This window comes from Flavobacterium sp. LM4 (assembly GCF_002017935.1).
GTDB lineage: Bacteria > Bacteroidota > Bacteroidia > Flavobacteriales > Flavobacteriaceae > Flavobacterium > Flavobacterium chungangense.
In genome coordinates, this window is the sequence record NZ_MUFW01000005.1 from 103,117 (window position 1) to 126,238 (window position 23,122).

21 protein-coding genes are annotated in these 23,122 nt (G+C 30.8%); 10 read left to right on the forward strand and 11 right to left on the reverse strand.

From position 1 onward, the window contains the following. Nucleotides 1–153 precede the first annotated feature (153 nt). Nucleotides 154–2,376, forward strand: a complete 2,223-nt coding sequence (locus tag BXU10_RS21800; protein ID WP_078229587.1) for an FUSC family membrane protein — start codon at nt 154–156, stop codon at nt 2,374–2,376. Between the two features lie 47 nt (nt 2,377–2,423). Here BXU10_RS21800 and BXU10_RS21805 read toward each other — a convergent pair whose 3' ends face one another. The 4 genes from BXU10_RS21805 to BXU10_RS21825 form a co-directional block, all read right to left on the reverse strand. Next, nucleotides 2,424–3,917, reverse strand: coding sequence for a malate:quinone oxidoreductase (locus BXU10_RS21805; protein ID WP_078229588.1), 1,494 nt, complete (start codon nt 3,915–3,917; stop codon nt 2,424–2,426). Nucleotides 3,918–4,042: 125 nt separating this feature from the next. Next, nucleotides 4,043–4,459, reverse strand: coding sequence for a Holliday junction resolvase RuvX (gene ruvX / locus BXU10_RS21810; RefSeq protein WP_031454824.1), 417 nt, complete (start codon nt 4,457–4,459; stop codon nt 4,043–4,045). Nucleotides 4,460–5,037: 578 nt separating this feature from the next. Next, nucleotides 5,038–5,781: a class I SAM-dependent methyltransferase gene (locus BXU10_RS21820; RefSeq protein WP_078229590.1), complete on the reverse strand. Its 744-nt coding sequence runs from the start codon at nt 5,779–5,781 to the stop codon at nt 5,038–5,040. A 153-nt stretch (nt 5,782–5,934) separates the two neighbouring features. Continuing rightward, complete coding sequence (locus BXU10_RS21825; protein WP_078229591.1) at nt 5,935–6,561, reverse strand: PAS domain-containing protein; 627 nt, start codon at nt 6,559–6,561, stop codon at nt 5,935–5,937. A gap of 264 nt (nt 6,562–6,825) precedes the next feature. Between BXU10_RS21825 and BXU10_RS21830 the strand changes: the two genes are divergently transcribed. Both BXU10_RS21830 and BXU10_RS21835 read left to right on the forward strand, forming a co-directional pair. Continuing rightward, entirely contained in the window at nt 6,826–7,641 is an 816-nt protein-coding gene (locus BXU10_RS21830) for a 2,3,4,5-tetrahydropyridine-2,6-dicarboxylate N-succinyltransferase (RefSeq protein ID WP_078229592.1), read from the forward strand. Between the two features lie 121 nt (nt 7,642–7,762). After that, entirely contained in the window at nt 7,763–8,812 is a 1,050-nt protein-coding gene (locus BXU10_RS21835) for a glycosyltransferase family 9 protein (RefSeq protein ID WP_078229593.1), read from the forward strand. Here the strand turns inward: BXU10_RS21835 and BXU10_RS21840 are convergent. The 3 genes from BXU10_RS21840 to BXU10_RS21850 all read right to left on the reverse strand — a co-directional run bounded on the left by BXU10_RS21840 (nt 8,802) and on the right by BXU10_RS21850 (nt 11,477). Next, nucleotides 8,802–9,746, reverse strand: a complete 945-nt coding sequence (locus tag BXU10_RS21840; RefSeq protein WP_078229594.1) for an NAD(P)-dependent oxidoreductase — start codon at nt 9,744–9,746, stop codon at nt 8,802–8,804. The two genes, BXU10_RS21835 and BXU10_RS21840, sit on opposite strands and share 11 nt — an antisense overlap. A gap of 10 nt (nt 9,747–9,756) precedes the next feature. Then, on the reverse strand, nt 9,757–10,566 hold the full coding sequence (locus BXU10_RS21845; protein WP_078229595.1) for a glycosyltransferase family 2 protein: 810 nt from the start codon (nt 10,564–10,566) through the stop codon (nt 9,757–9,759). A 149-nt stretch (nt 10,567–10,715) separates the two neighbouring features. Beyond that, on the reverse strand, nt 10,716–11,477 hold the full coding sequence (locus BXU10_RS21850) for a Kdo domain containing protein (protein WP_078229747.1): 762 nt from the start codon (nt 11,475–11,477) through the stop codon (nt 10,716–10,718). Nucleotides 11,478–11,585: 108 nt separating this feature from the next. On the opposite strand from BXU10_RS21850, the gene BXU10_RS21855 reads away from it, so the two are divergent. From BXU10_RS21855 to BXU10_RS21870, 4 genes are all read left to right on the forward strand, one after another. Then, entirely contained in the window at nt 11,586–12,428 is an 843-nt protein-coding gene (locus BXU10_RS21855; protein ID WP_189328116.1) for a glycosyltransferase, read from the forward strand. 293 nt (nt 12,429–12,721) lie between these two features. Beyond that, a complete protein-coding gene (locus tag BXU10_RS21860; protein ID WP_123922080.1) occupies nt 12,722–13,681 on the forward strand; it encodes a hypothetical protein in 960 nt (319 codons plus the stop codon). A 3-nt stretch (nt 13,682–13,684) separates the two neighbouring features. Beyond that, nucleotides 13,685–14,650: a hypothetical protein gene (locus BXU10_RS21865; protein ID WP_078229598.1), complete on the forward strand. Its 966-nt coding sequence runs from the start codon at nt 13,685–13,687 to the stop codon at nt 14,648–14,650. A gap of 16 nt (nt 14,651–14,666) precedes the next feature. Next, nucleotides 14,667–15,617 carry a hypothetical protein gene (locus BXU10_RS21870; RefSeq protein WP_078229599.1) on the forward strand — a complete coding sequence of 317 codons (951 nt, stop codon included), beginning with the start codon at nt 14,667–14,669 and terminating at the stop codon, nt 15,615–15,617. Here the strand turns inward: BXU10_RS21870 and BXU10_RS21875 are convergent, their stop codons facing one another. After that, nucleotides 15,618–16,832, reverse strand: coding sequence for a glycosyltransferase (locus BXU10_RS21875; RefSeq protein ID WP_078229600.1), 1,215 nt, complete (start codon nt 16,830–16,832; stop codon nt 15,618–15,620). It abuts the gene before it with no gap. A gap of 341 nt (nt 16,833–17,173) precedes the next feature. On the opposite strand from BXU10_RS21875, the gene BXU10_RS21880 reads away from it, so the two are divergent. Beyond that, complete coding sequence (locus tag BXU10_RS21880) at nt 17,174–17,893, forward strand: hypothetical protein (protein ID WP_078229601.1); 720 nt, start codon at nt 17,174–17,176, stop codon at nt 17,891–17,893. Here the strand turns inward: BXU10_RS21880 and BXU10_RS21885 are convergent. Together BXU10_RS21885 and BXU10_RS21890 are read right to left on the reverse strand one after the other, a co-directional pair. Beyond that, entirely contained in the window at nt 17,877–18,758 is an 882-nt protein-coding gene (locus BXU10_RS21885; RefSeq protein WP_189328117.1) for an ATP-grasp fold amidoligase family protein, read from the reverse strand. The genes BXU10_RS21880 and BXU10_RS21885 overlap by 17 nt on opposite strands. Then, nucleotides 18,724–19,875: a glycosyltransferase family 4 protein gene (locus BXU10_RS21890; RefSeq protein WP_078229603.1), complete on the reverse strand. Its 1,152-nt coding sequence runs from the start codon at nt 19,873–19,875 to the stop codon at nt 18,724–18,726. Before BXU10_RS21890 ends, BXU10_RS21885 begins: the two co-directional genes overlap by 35 nt. 376 nt (nt 19,876–20,251) lie before the next feature. Between BXU10_RS21890 and BXU10_RS21895 the strand changes: the two genes are divergently transcribed. Further along, complete coding sequence (locus BXU10_RS21895) at nt 20,252–20,821, forward strand: L-threonylcarbamoyladenylate synthase (protein WP_031454842.1); 570 nt, start codon at nt 20,252–20,254, stop codon at nt 20,819–20,821. A 36-nt stretch (nt 20,822–20,857) separates the two neighbouring features. On the opposite strand, the gene BXU10_RS21900 is transcribed toward BXU10_RS21895, so the two are convergent. Continuing rightward, entirely contained in the window at nt 20,858–21,982 is a 1,125-nt protein-coding gene (locus BXU10_RS21900; RefSeq protein ID WP_078229604.1) for a cysteine desulfurase family protein, read from the reverse strand. An 80-nt stretch (nt 21,983–22,062) separates the two neighbouring features. Between BXU10_RS21900 and BXU10_RS21905 the strand changes: the two genes are divergently transcribed. Further along, on the forward strand, nt 22,063–23,025 hold the full coding sequence (locus BXU10_RS21905; protein ID WP_078229605.1) for a hypothetical protein: 963 nt from the start codon (nt 22,063–22,065) through the stop codon (nt 23,023–23,025). Nucleotides 23,026–23,122: the final 97 nt, after the last annotated feature.

The following is a 23,122-nucleotide window of genomic DNA, read 5'->3' on the forward strand; positions in this document are numbered from 1 at the left end:
CAATGAATTCAGCAGGCAAAAATAGTAAAAAAAGTCAATCAACATTTTAAAAATAAATATTAAATATCAATTTTAACCTGCTCTTCAAAATCAAAGCTATAATTATGCCAAATTGATTCGTACAATTCTTACCTTTGCTTTAAACCCATTTATATGCTAGATCGTATTGCAAAATTTACCAACAGTACTTCCTTTTTAAACGCCACAAAAGTAACTATTGCATCAGTAGTGCCTGTTTTAATTTTGAATTTTCTTGGACATTTTGAAATTGGGTTTACCATTGCATTAGGTGCTTTTTACACCTATCCCAGCGACATTCCAAGTACGCTCAGTCATAAAATAAAAGGATTAGTTGTTACTTCATTTATTGTTTCAGGAGTGAATTTATTAGTAAATCTGGCCTATCCATTTCCTTACTTATTTTATCCCTTTCTGGCAATATTACTTTTTTTATGCTCTATGATTTCGGTGTATGGACAGCGGGCAACTTTGGTTTCGTTTTCGGCCTTACTCTCTATTTCATTGTCATTCGGTCATTTGCATCAGGGGATGGAAGCTGTATACTATTCATCTTATATTTTTACCGGAGGAATATTGTATTTAATAGTATCCCTGCTATTTCATTTTGCACAGCCTTATAAATATATTGAACTTCAAATTGCTGACGGAATACGATTAACAGCAAAATATCTAAAACTAAGAGGCGATTTATGGAATCCTGAAGCCGACAGAAAAGTAATCATCGAAAAACAATTAACCATTCAGGTTGAACTGAATCAGATTCATGAAGATTTACGTGAAGTATTATTTGGTAACCAAACTGCTACGGTAGGAAGCAGTCAAAACCGAAAAATGCTGTTGGTTTTTATTACTTTGGTTGAAATTCAGGAATTAGCCTTATACACTTCTTTTGACCATAGTAAACTCCATGAAAAATTTGACAAGCATCCAAATGTTCTACGAACTTATCAAAATGTGGCCTATAAGCTGGCTTCTACTTTAAAAAAACTTTCCAAAAACGTACATCACATCACGAAATATATTGATAAAAATGATTTGAAAAATGAACTTGACGCTCTTGAATTTGCCATTTTTGATTACGAAAAAACCTTAGGAAAAGAAGATGCTGCAGAAGGTGTTCTAATGCTCACCAACATGCTGAAATATGCAAAAAATCAGGTAGGAAAAATTAAAATCATACAGCGTGCATTTTCGCTTGCCATGCAGTCTTATAAATTAAAAGAAAAGGATAAAGAATTAGAAAAATTCCTGACACCTCAATATTATCCCCTGCGCACCCTGACAGAAAATTTAAGTTTTTCTTCATCCATTTTCAGACATTCTCTGCGACTGACTATTACCATTTTGATTGGTTTTATTATTGGAAAATTTCTTCCGTTTCAAAATGTATATTGGATTTTGCTTACAATCGTTGTAATTATGAGACCGGGTTATGGCCTTACAAAAGAGCGTTCTTATAATCGTATTTTTGGAACTATCTTAGGGGGATTACTTGCGTTTGGAATCGTTTCACTTATACAGAATCATTTCGCTTTGAGTCTTTTGTCTATTGTTTGTATGCTTCTTGGGTTATCGTACGCGCAAAAAAATTATAAGATCAGTGCTACTTTTGTTACGATGTATGTCGTTTTCATTTATGGTATTCTCGTTCCAAATATAGTTGAAGTAATTCAGTTTCGAATTCTGGATTCCCTGGCCGGAGCAATTTTGGCATTTTTAGCGAATCAATTTTTATGGCCGGCATGGGAATTTATTAATACTCCGATACATGTTGAAAATTCGATTAGGGCCAACCGTGTATATCTTAAGGAAATTGCAGATTTTTATAATAAAAAAGGCGAAGTACCCACTTCATACAGACTAGCGAGAAAACACACTTTTATTGAAATCGGAAACTTAATGACTTCTTTTCAGAGAATGATGCAAGAGCCAAAATCAAAACAAAAATTACTGCCTAAAGTTAACAAACTGGTCGTTTTAAACCATTCATTATTATCTTCGTTAACTTCTTTATCCACCTATATTCAATTACATCAAACCACTTCAGCATCAGAATCATTCAACTATATCATAAAAACTATTCTTTCAAATTTAGATAATGCCGTTTCAATTTTAAGGAACGAAACTATTATAACAGATACTTTTTTTGACAAAGAAGATGTTACACTACAATTTGAAGAAATGAAACGTAAAAACTTCACTCGTTTAGCAACAGATGAAGAACTGGACAAAGAAACAAGGCAGGCAAAAATGCAGGAGGCTCAATTGGTTATTGAGCAATTAATCTGGATGAGCAATTTATCCGAAAAAATATTAAAAATCACAAAAGAGATTAAAGCAACAAATCCAGATTAATTCATCTGGATTTGTTAATATATTTAGTAAACAGAAAATTTACCTGATTATTTTAACTTTAAAACTTCTGAAGTTTGTTTTCTGATTTCTGTTAAAAGCTCTGGCTTATCGTTTAAAGTTTGCCCGTAGGAAGGAATCATGTTTTTTAATTTTGCTTCCCATTCCGGAGTTTTAATTTGATCTGAAAAACATCTTCCAATTAAATCAACCATAATTGAAACCGCCGTAGAAGCTCCTGGAGACGCTCCTAATAAAACGGCCAATGTTCCGTCATGCGTATTAATAACTTCTGTTCCAAACTCTAAAACCCCACCTCCGTTTTCACCTTTTTTGATCACCTGAACACGCTGACCTGCTTTTTCAAGAACCCAGTCTTTAGATCTTGCAGACGGTAAATATTCACGTAAAGCCTTAATTCTGTCTTTTGGAGACTGACGAACCTGCTCAATTAAATATTTTGTTAGCGGAATATTATTAAATCCCGCTGATAGCATCGGAATTAAGTTGTTTGCTTTTATAGATAATGGTAAATCTAAATAAGATCCATTTTTTAAGAAACGGGTTGAAAATCCTGCGAAAGGTCCAAAAAGTAATGCTTTTTCACCATCAATTACACGGGTATCAATGTGAGGAACCGACATTGGCGGAGCGCCAACACTTGCTTTTCCGTATACTTTTGCCTGATGTTTGGCTATAACTTCCGGATTTGTACATTTTAACCATTGCCCACTTACCGGGAAACCTCCATAACCATCTCCTTCAGGTACATTTGCTTTTTCAAGTAATGGCAACGAGCCACCACCCGCACCAATAAATACAAATTTAGTATATGCTTTTCTTTTTTGACCAGACCCTAAATCAGTTATTTTAATTCTCCATGATTTATCATCACGTTGTTTTAATTTTTGAACCTCATGATTAAAGTACAAAGACACACCGTCTAATGTTTCTAAATAATTAAACATACTTCTGGTCAACGCACCAAAATTTACATCGGTACCAATGGCCATTGTAGTGGCTGCCAGTTTTTCGTCAGGTTGTCTTCCTTCCATTACAAGAGGCATCCATTGTTTTAGCTGTTCAAAATCGGTACTAAACAACATTTCGGCAAATAATGGATTAGCCTGCAAAGCTTCATAACGAGTTTTTAAGTACTGAACATTTTTATCACCCCAAACGAAACTCATATGAGGTACACTTTTGATAAAATTTTCAGGTGATGGTACCTTATTTTGCTCTACTAAATAAGACCAAAACTGTCGTGAAACCTCAAAAGCTTCAGCAATGCTAATGGCTTTTTTAGGATCTACAGAACCATCAGCTTTTTCAGGTGTATAATTTAATTCACAAAAAGCAGAATGCCCTGTTCCGGCATTATTCCATGCATCAGAGCTTTCAGCTGCTGCGATGTCTAATCTTTCGTAAATTTCAATCTTTATATCAGGTTGTAATTCTTTTAAAATTACCCCAAGAGTAGCACTCATAATTCCAGCTCCAATAAGCACTACTTCACTATTGGAACGTATTGTATTGTCAGGCATAACACTATTTTATTTAAAAATGCAAAGTTACCTTTTATAATCTCAAAAAAAAAGGTTTTTCGACATGATAAAAGTTAGAAAATCATATTTTTTTCTAAATAAAGTGAAATTTATTGCCTCAAAAGTTAAAAACGATTAGAAGAAAGATAGTCCTGAAGCATAATCGTTGCGGAAATTTCATCAATCAGTCCTTTGTTCTGACGCTGCTTTTTACTTAGTCCACTATCGATCATTGTCTGAAAAGCCATTTTTGAAGTAAAACGCTCATCTACCCGAACGACTTTCATCTCCGGAAAAATATTAGAAAAATGAGTTACGAAACCTTTTATGATGGATGCACTTTCAGATGGCTGGCCATTCATTTGTTTCGGCTCACCAATTATAACCGCTTCTACCTTCTCTTTTGCAAAATAATCTTTTAGGAAATCTATTAAAGTATTCGTTGGAATCGTGGTTAAACCCGAAGCTATAATCTGCATTTCATCAGTAACAGCGATTCCGGTTCGTTTTTGTCCGTAGTCTATGGAAAGGATTCTGGGCATTTTTAATTAATTTTATAAAACAACGTTGAATAAAGAAATATCTGAGACAAATGCAGAAATGTAAAATATGTATAATAAAACTTTTTAATTAAGGTCAACTTTTCTTCTTCTACCCTATTATGATACCAAAAACCATTTAAAAATCCATTTAAAAATCCATTTTTAGAATAAATAAATGGTTCTCCAAAAATTTCATTGTTAATCCAAAATAATATTCTGTTTGTCAATAATACAAATAATGGCAAAGCATATGTAAAGATTGTTTTAGACTTTGACAGATAGCTTAAATTAAATAATGTTATAAAAAAACCAATAATTAAAATTATAAGACCAATTAAAAATAGCTTTTTAAAAATCGAAAACAACTTAATATCTTCAAATGCTAAATAAATAAAAAGACTAAATACAGAAACAAAGCCTGTTAAAGTATAAAAATAAATTTCCCCTAAACTCATTTATTTAGAAATTGTTTTTCAGATAAAATATTATTAAGCTTGAAACGTGTTATAAGCAGTAATACTTAGCAATTTTATCTCCTCAACATTATTTTAAATTACAAATATAAAACTTTTCAAACTTTATTTCTCTTTATTCAGCCTCCCAATTCTTAGCAATAAAGGAAATTTCACTTTCTTATCATTATTTCTCCAGGAAAGTTTCAATTCATCATAAATCAGATCTATTGGATTTTGATTCTTTTTTGAAATATAATGCTGTACAGAAGACCATGTTTGAAGATATCCGATAAGCATTTCTAAACTCCATGTAAATTCATTTTGAAATTTCTGTGCCGGAATTTCTTCAAACGGAAATGGAATCGTTTCATAATTTTCATCCAGATACCTTCTTTCAGCATCCCAATAAGATCCCACAATATCATAATAAAAATGTCTCAGGATTTTATCTGAATCCGGATTGGTAGAAAATAATCCGTAACCCATGACAGCAAAAACGCCTTCCGGTTTTAATATTCTGTAAATTTCTTTATAAAATGGATCAAAATCAAACCAGTGTACAGCTTGTGCCACAACAATCAAATCAAATTGCTGATTTCCGAAAGAAGTTTTCTCAGCAGATCCTTTACTATACATTATATTATCAGCCAGAGTAGCATTGTCTAGTTGCTTCTGGCTTATATCTGTTGCAAATACTTTATCAAAATAAGCCGAAAGTTTATGGGCAACCTGCCCGTTTCCTGTAGCCAGATCCAAAGCAGTCGATTTATTATCAACAAACGAAATTATATATTGAATCATTTCCTCAGGATATTGAGGACGAAATTTAGAATAATCCACTGCCTGTTTTGAAAAATTATCTTTCATAAATATGAATTTTAAATCAATATCCTAAAGGTATAACTTTTATTTTAGCCCTCTTTTTATAAAACCGCCTAAACTGCAAAAAATCCGTTCTGAAAAATTCAAAACGGATTTTAACCAAATTTAAAACAACTAAAAATTTATTATAAAGTAGCATTATCTACCGAATAATCTGGAAAAAAAACCTTTCTCTTCTTCATCTTCTGATTTCATTTCGTAATTGGCAAATTTTGACTGCGCTTTTTCATGTTCATAAATCAACTCCTTAATATATTCAACATAACTTCTCTTTTTTTCTTCGAGAAAGCCAATCAGGTATTTTTCACTAAATTCAACGCCGCTCGCTGCTTCAATTTGAAGTAACTTTTTATAAAGCGGCTCAATATGCAAAGAAATAACCTCCTGAGGAACGGATTGTCTTCTTCCAAAATAATTCACAATCACTCCATTTTCATCTCTTGCAATTTCAAAATCTGTAATTACCCAGTAATATCTTCCTGATTTAGCTAAGTTTTTCACAATTGCATGAAAGTTTTTTCCTTGCTTCAGATTTTCCCAAAGCACTTTGAAAATTACTTTTGGCATATCGGGATGACGTATAATATTATGCGGTTGTCCCATTAGTTCATAATCTTCATAACCAGAAACATCTACAAAAACTTCATTGGCATATTCTATAATACCAAAAGCATTTGTTTTACTCATAATTACTTGTGTTTTGTCCCACGTGACTTCTTTATCAATAACTGCAATTCGGTTTTGAAGCTGATTTTCCTGATTCATATTGACTTACTATAATGATTGTTTAAATTATTTCAATTCCTTTTCTTTTATCAGGAATTGTGCTGCAAAACTAATAAGAACAAAAATCACCAAATCTGATTTTTATCATATAATAAACATTAAATAATTATCATTTTCAGATCTCATTCAGACAAAACAGAATTTATCAAATTAAAAACAAAAAGTTATATTTATAACACTTTCAAATTGATTTACCTTTTTGATTTTATACAAATACCCTATCTTTGCCAAAAATTTAAATTTATGAGTTCTTTACAAACTATAATTGAACAAGCTTGGGAAAACAGAGCTTTATTACAAGAAGAAACAACTACTAATGCGATCAGAGAAGTTATCGAATTATTAGATTCAGGAAAACTTCGTGTTGCTGAACCAAAAGGTGACGGATGGCAGGTTAACGAATGGGTAAAAAAAGCTGTTGTAATGTATTTCCCTATCCAAAAAATGGAAACCTTAGAAGCTGGAATCTTCGAATACAACGACAAAATGTTGTTAAAAAGAGATTACGCTGAAAAAGGTGTTCGTGTAGTTCCCGGAGCTTCTGCACGTTACGGTTCATTTATTTCAAGCGGTGTAATTATGATGCCTAGTTATGTAAACATTGGTGCTTATGTTGATGCCGGAACTATGGTTGACACATGGGCTACTGTTGGCAGCTGTGCACAAATTGGTAAAGATGTACACTTAAGCGGCGGTGTTGGTATTGGAGGCGTTTTAGAGCCATTACAAGCAGCTCCCGTTATCATTGAAGATGGTGTTTTTGTAGGCTCACGCTGTATTGTTGTAGAAGGTGTTCACGTAGGAAAAGAAGCTGTTTTGGGTGCAAATGTATGTTTGACTGCTTCTACTAAAATTATTGATGTTACGGGAGAAACTCCTGTAGAAATGAAAGGTTTTGTACCAGCACGTTCTGTTGTAATTCCTGGAAGTTATACTAAAAAATTCGCTGCAGGTGATTTTCAGGTTCCATGTGCTTTAATTATTGGTACCCGTAAACCATCTACAGATTTGAAAACTTCATTAAATAATGCGTTACGCGAATATGACGTAGCCGTATAATTTAAGACTCAAATATTTTAAATTCCAAATTCCAAACTGCTGATTGGAGTTTGGAATTTTTATTTTAAAAACTATTTCTATTTTTGCAGCAATTTGTACTTAACTAAAAAGAATTCAATATATGAAGGTGCTTGTAATTCAAAATAAAATGATTGGTGACGTGTTAACAAGTACTGTCATTTGTGAAACTATCAAAAAACACCAGCCAGACTGGAAAATTCATTACATGATTCAACCCAATACTTTAGCGGTTGTAGAAAACAATCCATTTATTGATAAAATCGTTTTTTTTGAACCTCAAAAACACAAAGGTTTATTTAAGCTAATTTCTTTTGGATCCAGTTTAGCTCCAGAAAAATATGATGCAGTAATTGATGCTTACGGAAAATGGGAAAGTATCTTACCGGCATATTTCTCTGGCGCAAAAATTAGAATTGGGTTTAAAAAATGGTATACTTCGCTGTTGTTTACTATTACTGTAATTCAGAAAAAAAATGTCGAAGGTTCAGCTGTTTACCATCGATTGCAATTAGTCGAAGCTTTATTAAAAGTTAAAACTGAAATAATATTTCCTAAAATTTATTTGACCGATACCGAAATAAATCAGTCAAAAACCGCAATTAAGGAACGATTGAACCCTGCATTAAAAATCATTATGATAAGTGTTTTAGGAAGTGGCAAAAGCAAAAGCCTAACTCCTGAAAAAATGGCCAAAACTCTTGACATTATTGCAGAGCAAGACGTTCAGCTGCTTTTTAATTTTATGCCTGATCAGGAAGAAGAAGCAAAAATTATTTATGATTTATGTAAAACACAAACACAACAAAGAATTGTGTTTGATTTTTACACTAAAAGTTTACGCGCATTTCTTGCCGTTTTATCACAATGCGATGCCTTAATTGGAAATGAGGGTGGTGCCGTAAACATGGCAAAAGCACTCGATATCAAAACCTTTACTATTTTTAGTCCATGGATAAACAAATCGTCATGGAACATGTTGAGCGATAAAGAAAATCATATCGCAGTACACCTGAAAGACTTTTTTCCGGATATATACGAAAACAAGCACCCAAAAGAGTTTAAGAGCAAATCATTAGAACTTTATAATAAATTTGATAGTAATTTATACAAAGGATCTTTACAGGAATTTGTGAAACGAATTAGTTTATAAATTTCTCAAAATACCAATTTACCTGCTCCTGTAAACCTTGTTTCAGACTCACTTTTGGATTGTAATTCAATAAAGTCCTTGCTTTGTCAATTATTGCAGCCGTTTTGAGCTGATCACCTTTTCTTGGTGGCTGATGATCAATAATTAATTTTTTATTCATGATTTCCTCAACAGCTGTAATTCCTTCTTGTGTAGTATTTACTTCGTCTGTTCCAAGGTTTATAATTTCACCGTTTACCAACTCTTCTTTCCCAATGATAGCTGCCAGTCCTTCAACGATATCGCCTACATAGGTAAAGCTTCGTTCATGGTAAATGCTGCCTTCAAAAAGTGGAAAAGGTTTATCGTAATATAAATTCTCAATCAGTTTAGTATATAATTTCTCAGGACGTTCACGTGGACCATAAACAGAATAAAGCCTTACTGAACAAGCCTTTATCTTGCCTTCAATTTTTAAACTCAATACTAATTGTTCTGCTGCAAGTTTCGTAACCCCATAATAAGAAGCCGGTTTTGGGATAGCTGTTTCATTTACTGTGGCTTCTTTTCCATAAACAGATGATGTCGCAATATTTACAAATAATTTTAAATCCGGATTATACTTTACAACAGAATCTAATAAATTTTGCGTTGCATAAATATTATTATCTACATATTCCTGCAACGGTGTTTCAGCAGAAATTCCGGGCTGTGCTGCTAAATGAAAAATATAATCATATTGATTTTCGAAAACCGATTTTAAATCAGAATTTAAATCTTCCCGAAAAATAGTAACGCCTTTGTTCACCAAATCAGAAGCATTGATTTCTTTTAATTTTACATCATAATAATCATTAAAATTATCAATCCCAAAGACCAAATGACCCATTGAAACTAATTTTTCACAAAGATGTGAAGCTATAAAACCTGCTGCTCCGGTAACTAATATTTTCATTTACAATAAATTATTTTACAATTCCGTAAGGTGTCCAAACTATTTTTTTATCTCTTACTTCTTTTCTAATGGCCAAATTTGCGGCTAAAGATTCAGGAGTTTTATAACCACGTGCATGATCCAGGTGCAAAACTATCGCTTTATGTCGGATTTGTTTTCCTTTTACACCAAAATTCTCAAGACGTTCTCCAAATTCTCTGTCTGGACCTCCATATTTCATTCTTTCATCATAACCATTAATTGCAATCATATCCTCCTTAAAACCAGATGAATTACAGTTGTTAAATGATGGAGTTGTTGGCGTAATTGAGTCTAGAATTGATGCTAATAATTTTCCGGCAGACAACTTCAATGTTTGAGAAAACCCTAATTTATCTTGTTTTTTTAGCCATTTTACATCAAAACAATTGCCGTTTTCAATATCCTCTTTAGTAATTAACTTACTTACTTTCATTGATAGTTTGCAATATCCGCCTGAAAGAAATGTTCCTTTTTCTGCTAACGCTGCATGAACTTCAACAAAATCTTTTCTTGGGATACAATCTCCATCGGTCATTAAAATAAAATCATAATTTGCCTTAACAATGGCTACATTAAGGATTTCTTGTCGTCTGTAACCTTCATCTTCATGCCAAAGATGCATTATGGGAACCGGGTAATTGCTTTTATATTTATTAATTAATTCAGTGGTTGAGGGACGTGAGCCATCATCAGCAATAATTAATTCAAAATCTTTTGTAGTCTGAACGCTGTAACCAATCAGAACTTTTTCTAACCATTCTTCTGCATTATATGTACTAACTATTACAGATATTTTCATTTTATATTTTTTAAATACTTTGGAGAGCCATTAATAAAAACCTTAATTCAAGCTTTTTCTTTTTTAATTACTATTTTTCAGCAAAGGTATTATAGAAATTCCGATTCTTAGAATAATTCTTTCGTTTGCTTTATGGGGAATTTTGAAAATTATTTTTTCCAAAACTTTAGTGCTTTTTTTATACGTTTCTTTCGATGAAATTTATCTCTGAAAGATTCTGTACCAGCAATCATTATTTTTAAAACATCATTATAGGAAGCACCATAAAGTTTTGCATACTCATCACTCATTACTTCAACAATTTTCCTGTTTGGAGTTAATTTGGAAAAATTCAAAATTCGCTCATTCAAATTCATTTCTTTATGAAATTTCATTCTATTCAGATCCACTAAATAAAAGGAATAAGAACCCGAAGGATTTTTTTTAATCAAAGTATTTCCCGGAGTATGGTCCAAAAACTCAATACCGTTTTGATGCAGATTAAATGTAAATTTTGTAAACTGTCTCAAAATTTTTTCATGTTCAGGGTAATCAAAATCGTTAGTCAATTCCCTGAAAGTCAGATCAGGATAAATTTGTTCACAAACATAATAACTATCTAAAAGAACACCCTTAAAATTTTCAAAATACGCAATGGGCACCGGAGTACCTATTTCTTTTTCGATAAGTATATTTGCAAATTCATATGAACGACGTGCTTTTGAAGGTCTGAAAAAAGCATATACTATTTTGTTTACAAGATTCGGAATTTTAAAAGATTTCACGTTTAGTATTACATCACCTAAATCAAACGTTTTTATTTTATTTCTCTTTCCATCAACAAACAGCGTCCCTTTTGTTTCATAATTCTCTACAGCATCTTTTATTTCTGCTTTTTTGCTTAGAAAATTATGATGATAAACTTCATACATTTAATCAAGTTTTATGTTTTTTACAAAAGTAGCGATTTGAATTTTACTCTTCAAATAATTAATTTATTTTTACACAAAAGTTATTTAGTATTTAATAAAAATTCACAGATGTTCGAACATTATCTCATTACCCGATTTAATCTTAAAAATCCTAATTGGGATGTAACCAAAAACAACGAAGAGCTCCTTACTGACGACTGGATGGAAGACAGAATGTGGCTTTTTGAAAATTTTTGCCTGCCATCTGTAAAATCGCAGACGAATAAAAACTTTACATGGCTGATCTATCTAGATAATACAACAGCAGAAAAATATAAAACCAAAATAATTGATTTAACTTCGGATACAGAGAATATCAAACTGTTTTTTATTAACGGTATGAATGAATTTTATCCCGAAATTCAAAAAGCTGTTACCCATAACAAACCTTACCTGATCACTTCCAGAATAGATAATGACGATGTCATTAGCAGTATCTTTATTGATGAAGTTCAGAAAAAATTTGCTTCTCAGGGTTTTCTTGCTATCGATGTTATTAAAGGCTATTCACTTCAAATAAAGCCAACTTACATTTTAGGAAAAAAAGAACATATTTTCAATCCTTTTATCAGTTTAATTGAAAAAAATGAAAAACCAAAAACGGTTTGGTTTAACGATCATACACAATGGAAGAAAGAAAGCAGAATTATTCAGGTAACAGATAAAAGACTGTGGATGTCTATCATTCATGAAAAAAATAAAGTAAATGAATTTGATGGTTATGATAATGTAAAATGGCAGGATATAAAAAATGAGTTTATTGTATCTGAAGAGTTAGATGATTTAATAACCGAAAAAATCATACCCTATAAAGACTGGTATTTTTTGAGTTTAAAAAATATGATGTATGTTAAAATGGTTTTATTTAGTAAAAAAATAAAAAAAGCAATCGGACTTTATAAAATAAAATAAAAGTCTTCTCTTACATATACATTTCTGATTTTCAATACAAAGCCATCAAATTTCAGAGATGGCTTTTTTTTTATACTTCAATTAAGTAGATAAATACCTATAATTTAATACTCGTGATACGCAACTATTGTAATTTTTACTCATCTATGAAATAAAGCGCTGGTTAATCATAAAATTACTTAACACAGCTTCTTTTCATATAAAAACTTACAAAACAAAAGTATCTTTATAATAAATTGTCATTTTAAGTGTTTCAGTTTATTATTCAAGTATGGATTCAAAAAAAACATTTTATGCGTATTACCATAATAAGCCTTGATAATTGGGGTTTCAACAAACACCTAGTAACAGCACTGGAAGAGAAAGGGCATGATGTGCAACATATTAATTTTAACGACTTTACCTACAAATACCCTAATTTTTTTCACAGAGGATATAATTTATTCTTAAAAACATTTTTAAAAAAGAATCTTAAACGAATACATTTTGGTAAAAAAATCATTGAGACATTAAGGGAAAATGATTCTCTACAAGATGTGATATTAGTGATTAAGGGAGATTTTATTGACCCTAAAAGCATTATGGAATTAAAAAAATATGCAAAGAAAACATTTGCTTATTTTAACGACAATACCATTCGATGCCCTAAAATAGTACGTGTTATTCCTTATTTTGACGAAGTCTTTTCTTTCGAAAAAGAAGATTGTGAAAAATATCATCTAAAATTTGCTACAAACTGGATTTATAACTCAGCACCAGAAAACAATGAAAGTCCTATTGAACAGAAGGTTTTTAATATTATCTCAAAAGACAACAGACTTTCGGTTCTTTCTAAAATTGCTACTGATCTTGAATCAAAAAAAATCAGTCATAAAATATTTGTTTACAACAAGAAAGTAAAAAAACGAATTTCAACAATGGAATTCATTACTAATCCGATACCTTTAACAGAAATAAACAAACATATAAACCGCTCTCAGGTTCTACTGGATATTAACCGGAAAAATCAAAACGGATTAACTTTTAGAGTCTTTGAAAGTTTAGGTCTCAACAAAAAGCTCATAACTACAAATTCAGATATTAAAAATTATGATTTTTATAATCCGAATAATATTTTAGTAATTGACGAAAAAAATCCTGATGTTCCTGTTTCATTTTTTGAAAAAGAATATGAAAAAATACCCGATGCCATTTTTAACAAATATACTATGGATGGATGGATCAATAATGTGGTTTATAGCGCCCTTAGATAGTTTATGACACAAAACATATATATTATTTGCCCTCCCAAAAAAGCGACAGGAGGACCGGAAGCATTACACCAGTTAGGTTATATTTTAAATTCATTAGACTATAATGCTAAAATGCTGTACTCAAAGTATAAAAAAGATCCTGTACATCCTTTTTATAAAGATTACAATGTTCCTTATGTAATGAAAGTAAAAGACAGCATTAATAACGTTATTATTATTCCTGAGTCGATGACAAACCTTATTGCTAAATACCCATTATCGCAAAAAAAAATATGGTGGCTGAGCCTTGATTTCTATGAAATGTTGATGAACAGCAGGGAGAAGAAAAAAAACTGGATCAGAAAATTGATTGTTCCTTATAAACATACAGAATATCGTTTTGAACCTAACCAAAATGTAACACACTGGTATCAGTCTCAGAGAACTAAAGAGTTTTTACTGACTAAAAAACTGGATAACAAAATCGCTTACTTATGCGATTATGTCAATGAGCTTTTCTTTGATAACTTGCCAGAATCTTTTCAAAAAGAAAATATTATTACTTATAATCCAAAAAAAGGACTCGAAAAGATTGAAAAATACATGATGCTTTTGCCTCAATATAAATGGCAGCCCCTATCTGGAATGTCCAGAGAAGAAATGAGAGATACTTTGAGAAAAGCAAAACTTCATATTGATTTTGGTTATTTTCCAGGTCGTGACAAAATTCCGAGAGAAGCACTTGTTTCAGGAGTTTGTTTATTAACAGGCCGCGATGGAACTTCTGCTTTTAAAGAAGATTTAGGAATACCGGAAAAATACAAATTACATGAAAATGAAATGCAGCCTGAAAACGTTGTAAAACTTATTAATCATCTAATGACTAATTATGCAGAAGTTTTTACTGAGTTTTCAGATTTCAGATTATCTGTTATGAATGAAAAAGCACGTATGATTGAAAACACAAAAATGCTTTTTGAAAAAGCATAATTAAAGCCGTACTACCATGAAAATATGTTTGATTAGTTTTGATTCTACTTATTTCGACCATAATATCGCAATTGAATTAAAAAAAAGAAATATAGAAACAAATCATATCGATGTATCAAAGTTTAAGTACAAATACAAATCGGTTTTTGACAGAGTTGGAAATACTTTAACTAAATTATTTTTCAAAAGAAACAAAAAACACGAAGCACAAGAAGACTATATTCTAAAACAAATCAAAAAATTAGGATATCAGGATGCCATTTTGTTCATAAGACCGGATAAAATAAGCAGAAAAACTCATTTAGAGATAAAAAAGCAAACAGATAAATATCTTACCTACATTTATGACAGCTGTAGAAGGTTTCCTATCGGCCATTTACTTGACGGCCTATTTGATGAAATATTTTCATTTGATTTAGTTGATGTTCAAAAGTATAATTTCACTTTTATCTCTAATTACATCTACATGAAGAAAAAGGATATCATCCGTACAAATGATAACATTTTTATTGTAATTTCAATCGATGAGCGTTTTGAATTTTTAAATAAACTGGCTGATTATCTTTCTAATCACGGCATCCCCTTTAAATTTATTGCTGTTGGTAAAAAACTTCCTAAAAACAGCAATACAGATATTATCTATTCAAGAAGAACACTTCTTCCTGAAGATTTACTTGAGGACTTTGAAAACTCAAAAATATTTCTTGATTTAATACGCAAAGACCATAACGGATTAAGTTTCAGGATTTTTGAAGCATTGGCTATGCAGCGAAAAATCATTACGACGAATACATCAATAAAAGAGTATGATTTTTATAACCCCAACAATATCTTAGTACTTGATGAAAATGCTGAAATAAATGTAAATCCAGATTTTCTTACTAGTCTGTACGAACCCTTAAGTGATACTATTTACTATAAATACACTATTGAAAACTGGGTAGATACTGTTTTTAAGCTTAAATAATTATTTTACTAAACTTAATATCCGTTGTTCAATTGTTTGAGATGAAAAAGGTTCAATCACTTTTTCAGAACCGGAACTTATAGTGTTCCAAATTTCCTTATTTTGATATAATAAAAGAATATTATCTACAATTTCTTTGTTTGTATTTGCAACAATATATTGGATGTTTTCTCCAAAATCAAAACCTTCTGCACCAATATTTGTAGTAACCAGCGGAAGACCAAATTCTATGCTTTGTCCTATTTTACCTTTTATTCCGGCACCATAACGCAACGGAGCTACAAAAATTCTGGAATTCAAAAAATAAGGAGATACATCTTTTACATAACCAATTATTTTAAATTTATCAGAATGTAATTTTAAAATCGAATCCTGTGGATTACTTCCAATTATTGAAATGGTAATTTCGGGTTTGGATTTCCACAATAAAGGCATAATTTCCTCATGAAGATATTCTACTGCATCTACATTTGGTTTGTGATCAAAGCCCCCAATAAACAATAAGTCTTTTCGGTCTTCAAATGAAGGTGATTTTTCATTTTTTATATACTGATGAATATTTCCAATCGTAATTATTTTAGATTCCTCATTATAATATTCTTTTAAGGTCTTCCCTTCTAAATCAGAAATTACAATAATCTTATCCGCTTTAGTGCAGTTGTCCAATTCTAAATTTAAATACTTATTCGCAACCTCCATAATTTTAGGCTCGTTCATTAATTCAGATTCTCTTTTAAATCTTAAATAATGAAAATCGACCATATCAAAAAACACCTTCGTTTCCGGTTTGTAACTTTTAACTAAAGGGTAATATTTTTCAAAAATTTCAGGTCGATGCAGCCAGGCAAAACTTACTTTTGGAAGTATTAGTTTTAAAAAATCATTTTTCGTAATTAATTTTCCGTTATGATCAACAGCCGGTTCATAAACTACAACGCCCATTTCTTTAAAAATATCAATATAATCAGACTTATAACGATATTCTTTAAAATCAGCCAATAAAAAAACTCCAATATTATTGTTTAAAAGTAATTTAATAATTTCTGTTAACCTTCGTGAACCAGAATCTTTATTAAACTCCGGTATTTTAACATCAACAATTAAAACGTATGAATCATATTTTAACTGATTCAAAAAATCAATTTTCTTTCCTTCCTTTTTTAATTTACGAGCTATTTTTTTTAATCTGAAATATAATTTAATGGCTTTATACATTTTATAAAAAATTCGTTTGATTGATGAAATATGATTTTCATTAAAACATCAGTTAATTAATAGTTTAAGCTCATCGTTTAATAACAAATTCTTTTAAACATCATGACCTAAATTAAGTAGTAAAAATAATTCTTTTTAGTGTCTCATCCTAAAAAAGTAATATATTTCAAAACTTATTTTTAGATTAGAATCCCTCATTAATTGGCAGGATTAAAGAGGGATTCTAATCTAAAGAAACAAATAACATTCAAATCACTATTTTTAATAATTTTTATTTCAGATTGTAAATATTACATTTACAACTTAAAATTTTATTCATACAATTAACATTACTATTAAAAATGTCTACACATAATTTACTCTGGACCAGTGGATGGGATTCTACTTTTAGACTTCTTCAAATAATTTTAATCGAAAAAGAAAATGTACAACCCATATATATAATTGATAAAACCCGAAGATCATTAAAGGTTGAGTTGGAAGGAATTAAAAAAATTCAGGAAAAGATAAAAGAATTACATCCTGAAGCTTATGAACGAATACTGCCTGTTTGGTATGTTGAAGAAGACCTTACTCTCAATAAAGAAATAGTAGAAAGTTCTAATTACATAAATTCATTTGTAAAATTAGGAAGCCAATACAGTTGGCTGGCACAATTTTGTCACAATCACAATTTAAATAATGTAGAAATAAGTAATGATAAAAACCTAAGGGACGATTCACTTACTAATTTTTTAATGACAAATTATATAAAAGCCGATACAAACACAAAAGACCAGGATAAATATAATAAGGTAGGTACTATATTTAAATATTTTTCTTTTCCTGTTTCCACTCTTTCAAAACGAGACATGCTGGTTATCGCAAAAAAAAACAAATGGGAAAACATAATGTACTTAACCTGGTTTTGTCATAAACCTAGAAAAAATAAGGCTTGCGGTAAATGTACTCCCTGCATAAATGTAATAAAAAAGCGAATGGGCTTTAGAATCCCCCCTATTAACAGAATGAAAGGATACATAAAAATATTTTTCTCGCGAGAGTTTAAACCGGCAAGTTAATCAAATTTCCCATTTCGATATTTAAATAATCTATTGTAAACCTTTTATGACCTCCTGTTGGGAAAAAAGTAAGTTCACCAAACAGAATTTTATCATCTATAGAATACAAATCTACTCTAACAAAAATAAACTGATCAGATAAGATGCCGGCAATTTTTAGCATTTCGCTAAAATTAGCCGGTTTCTCTACTTCCGATTTTAGCCCATCAACATCATCATTAGAAATGATCTTTTTCCAATTCAAATCATAAAAACATTTCTTTTCCTTGCCATTTTCAGTCTTTTTTACCAGAATATATTTTGGCTGACCATGAAAGCAGTAAAATTTATAATCAATTAATTCATTCTCACAATTTGAAATATATTTTTCAATTAAAATCCTGGGTTTTATCCCTTTATAAATTGTCTCTCTGTATTTAGTATAATAATTACTTTTTAGAAAAGATCCGATTTTAATTTTTACATCACTGCTATTGATTAAGGAAGCATTTTTCACGATGACATTATATCCTGAACCGTGAGTTCCTCTTATAGCATATTGTTGCGGTAAATTCTCAAAATCAATTTCTTCTACTGCTTCGAATATTCCAATTATTTCATTTAGATATTCTTTTCCTATTTTTGCTTCAACAAAAGAGCGTACCGCATATTTATCAACATATTGACTATACTCTTCTTTATAATAATACAATTTCAGCCATTGAATTTTTTCCATAAACTCCTTAGGAGTTTCTAAATTCAGTACTTTTTTATTTTTACAAAAATATTTTGCTCTTGTTATTTCTGCATCGTCATCAGAATATCTCTTTAATAAAGTATGTCTCGTCTGATTATATTTTCTGAGTATAAAGTCGTTTAATTTCAATTTCAATCCTTTTATTTTTTTGTAGAACTTCATTGAGTTCATTAATCATTTTTTTTGCAATAACTTCTTTTGTAAAGTTTTCAATTAAATAATTCCTTCCATTTACTCTACATTTTTGCTGTAAGTTTTCATCACTTAACATTTGTTCTACTTTATCTGCAAAAGATATTGGATTTCCAACTTCTGCCAGCAAACCAGTTTCATTATCAATAACAACTTCTGGAATTCCTCCTGCATTTGCGGCAACAATAGGTATTTTACAAGCATACGATTCTAAAAGAACACCTCCTGTAGGCTCATTATTTGAGGTAAATAAAAACAAATCAAACTCTGGCAAAATTTCAGGAATATCATTTCTGAAACCTGTCATAATAATTTCATTTTCTAAACCTAAATCCGAAATTTGATTCTTTATTTGTGTTTCTAACGGACCTTCTCCGACTAAAATATATTTTGCTTTAATACCTCTTTTCACCAATTCAGCAACAGTATTCACCCATGTCACATGGTCTTTAAAGCCTGAAAAAGCTGCAATATTACCAATAATCTTATAATTTGACGGAATAGCATATTGTTTGTGTAGAAATCCTGTTTTTTGAGTTTTCTTAAATTTTTTCAGATCTGTTACACTTCCAACTACACATAATTTACTATGATCCTTAACTGCATATTTTAAAATATTAACTACCGGGTAAGAAACGCATATAATTTTTTTAATCCCACTATAGTTATATTTCCATTTTCTAAAAAAATTAGTATCAACACGTTTTATTAAAGTTCTGCATAAAACCAAAGGCAATTTTAATCCAAAGATTAATGATGAAAACACCATTAATGTATGTGCCTGACTATTGTGTATAAAAACTAAATCTGCATTTAACTCTTTTGCAATTCTTGAAAACTGTTTTGCATACTTTAAATCATATTCTGACTTACTGTTTAATGGAATAACATTCATTCCTTTTTGAGTTGCAACTTTAAAGGTTTGAGAGTCTTCAGGACAAATAATCCATTGCTCCTTAACATACCCATACTCTTTAAATGCTTCATATAAATATATGATTTTTTGTTCGTGCCCTCGCCAGCCTTTTGAAACAGTAACCTGTATTAACCTCATTTTATCTTTAAACTAAAATCATTAAATTTATTATTCCCCACAATAGTTATTATAATGCAATTTGTTTATTATAAAAATTCGACCTTTGCTTATTGGCAGTAAAAACCTACTTCTTTATTTTGTTAAATTTTAACAGTCTTTAAACAAGAAAATAAGCCCTATTTTTTGCAAATATAATACAATAGAACAATAAACCTAAAAGTATTACTGTAATTATAAATGATCTAAAAATGAGACAATAAGACCTCAGAATTCTTTTTAATTACACGTTATTTTAACATTTTAATGCCTTGCCAATAGTAAAATCATCTGAAATTTGATTTTTTTTATTCGTTTCTTTGCATGCGAATCATAAGTTCAATTCTAAATATATAAAATGGAAAATCTTAATGAAGAAATACATAAAGCTTTCGAAATAATCAAAGAAGGCGGTATTATTCTTTATCCTACCGATACAGTTTGGGGAATTGGTTGCGATGCTACAAACCCGGAAGCAGTTGCCAAAATATACAAACTGAAACAGCGTGCTGAAACACAAAGCATGATTGTGTTGATGAATGGCGAAAAAATGATGTATAATGTTTTTAAAAATATTCCTGAGGTAGCCTGGCAAATTCTTGATTTATCAGAAAAACCAACAACTTTAATTTTAGATGAACCCAGAAATGTGGCTCCTAATATCATCGCCAAAGACAATTCACTAGGAATTAGGCTGGTAAAGGAACCTTTTTGTTTCAAATTATTGGAGAGAATGAAAAAACCATTAGTTTCCACATCTGCAAATATTTCAGGTCAGCCAACACCAATTGCTTTTAAAGACATTAATCCTGAAATTATAAAAGGCGTTGATTATGTAGTGAATTTATATCATGACAGAGTTGCCGGAAAACCTTCAACAATAATCAAATTAACAAATGATTCACAGGTAAAAGTGATCCGTAAATAGTTTTTATTGACTTTAAAGCTTTGTCGTTTTAATCCGCTAAACAGTTTTCAAACTGGATATCAACAGATCAACATCTTCTATGGTGTTATAATGGCTAAATGAAATTCGGAGATTAGGTAATTTTAAATCAGTCTCCGAAAGCATTTCTTTTAAAACATGTGAAGGCTTTATACTTCCGGACTGACAGGCACTTCCTCTTGAAACAGCTATTCCCTTCATATCTAAACTAAACAGCAACATTGCCGTTTTATCTGGCGAAAAAGGCAAAACAATATTAATAATATTATAAAAATCTTCTTTATTGCCCACTATCCTAAAATCTGGAAAATGAATTTCCAGCTGATTTATCAAATACATTTTCAAATCAGAAATGTATTTTCTTTCCTGATCCAGATTTTCATATGAAATTGTCAAAGCTTTAGCCATTCCTGCAATTTGATGTACTGCTTCGGTTCCGGCACGCAATCCTTTTTCCTGTTCTCCACCAAAAAGCAAAGGCTGCAAACCTGAATTTTTTCGTACATAAGCAAAACCAGCTCCTTTTGGCCCATGAAATTTATGAGCGCTGGCTACAATAAAATCAACAGCAGTTTTTTGCAGATCAATTTCGGTTTTCCCAACAGATTGTACGGTGTCCGAATGAAACAGAGCATTATATTGTTTACAGATAACACCAACCCTTTCCAAATCTAAAATAGTTCCGGTTTCATTATTTACATGCATCAAACTTACAATTGTCTTTTTTTCCTGAGCCAGTAAATTTGAAAGATTGGTTAAATCGATAGTGCCGTCTGGGTTAATATTTACATAATCAACCTGAACATTATAATCTGACTGTAAAGCTAAAACAGTATATAAAACCGCATGATGTTCAATTTTAGAAGTAATAATCCGATTCACTTTCAGGTCTTCTACAGCCGAACGAAGAATCCAGTTATTCGCTTCGGTACCACCTGAAGTAAAAATTATTTCCTGGGCAGAACAATTCAAATATTTGGCAATATTTTTTCTGGAAAGTTCAATAATGGTTTTTGCATTTCTGCCAAAACTATGGGTAGATGACGGATTTCCAAAATCATCACTCATAATTTTAATCATTTCCTGAACAACTTCAGGTCTAATGGCTGTTGTAGAAGCGTTATCTAAGTATACTTTTTTCATTGTGACAAAGTTATGAAATATCAATTGTCTAAAGATCATTTGCAAAAATTTTCACTATTTTTGAAGCAAATAAAAATACAATGAAAAAATATGCAAGCCTGCTTTTATTCGCCCTTTTACTAAACGGATGCGATGATGGTGATTTAACTGTTGAACAATTTGATTTTGATGATATAACAGATATCCAACATTGTTCAGATAATTATGAACTACTCTATAAATTAAAAAGCCAGGAGAGTTTATTATTACAAATACCCGAAGACCAACTTAAAAATACAAAAGGCGAACAAACTTTAAGCCTTTCCACTACAGGTAATTACAAATTAGTTTACAGAAGATATGACGGAACTGTAACCAAATCCAGCATTTGTGATGCCATCAGACCAGCTACTCCAAACGTGACTAATGAGTGGTTTGCAAAAGGCGGGACAGTTATAATAAACACTTTTCCAAATTACACTCCTACTGACACAGGAGGCACAAGAATAACAGGATATACGCATAACATCTCTTTTACAAATGTTAGTTATCCTAATTCTTCAGGAACAGACCAGATAATACCTGAATTGGCTTTTGGCAATATTGTTACAGGTGAAGATGATTTAAATTTAACATTTAGCGATGAAAAAGCCCACTTGTGTACTTCTACTACAAATGGAACGGTAGTATACAATTTTAGTGAAGGAACATCTATAGCAATAAATAATATTGATCCTGCACTGATTCCAAATCAAGCTACACCTTCCGGCAGTCCAAGAACAGGATTAATCAGCGCTACACAAAATAGGGTAATATACAATGTTTACAGCAATGGACTCCTTACTACAGATTATTTCTGTCAAACACCAATACCTGCGACTCCTGTTATTACCCAAACCTGGACTGGGCTGAGCGGTAGCATTGAAGTGACTACTACAACAGTTGGACCAACAGTTTTTAAACATGTTATAGTACTAAAAAATGTAATTTTAGATAATGGAAATGTAAGCTTTCAATTAGGAACAAGCTTTCTGCTGGGAGAATTACAGACACAATCTAATTAAAATTCTAAAAAGTTTATTTTCTTATAAATTCAATATCCTTTTTTAATTATACTTTTTAAAAAGTAAGATTAAAAAAGGATATTTTTTTTAGATATGA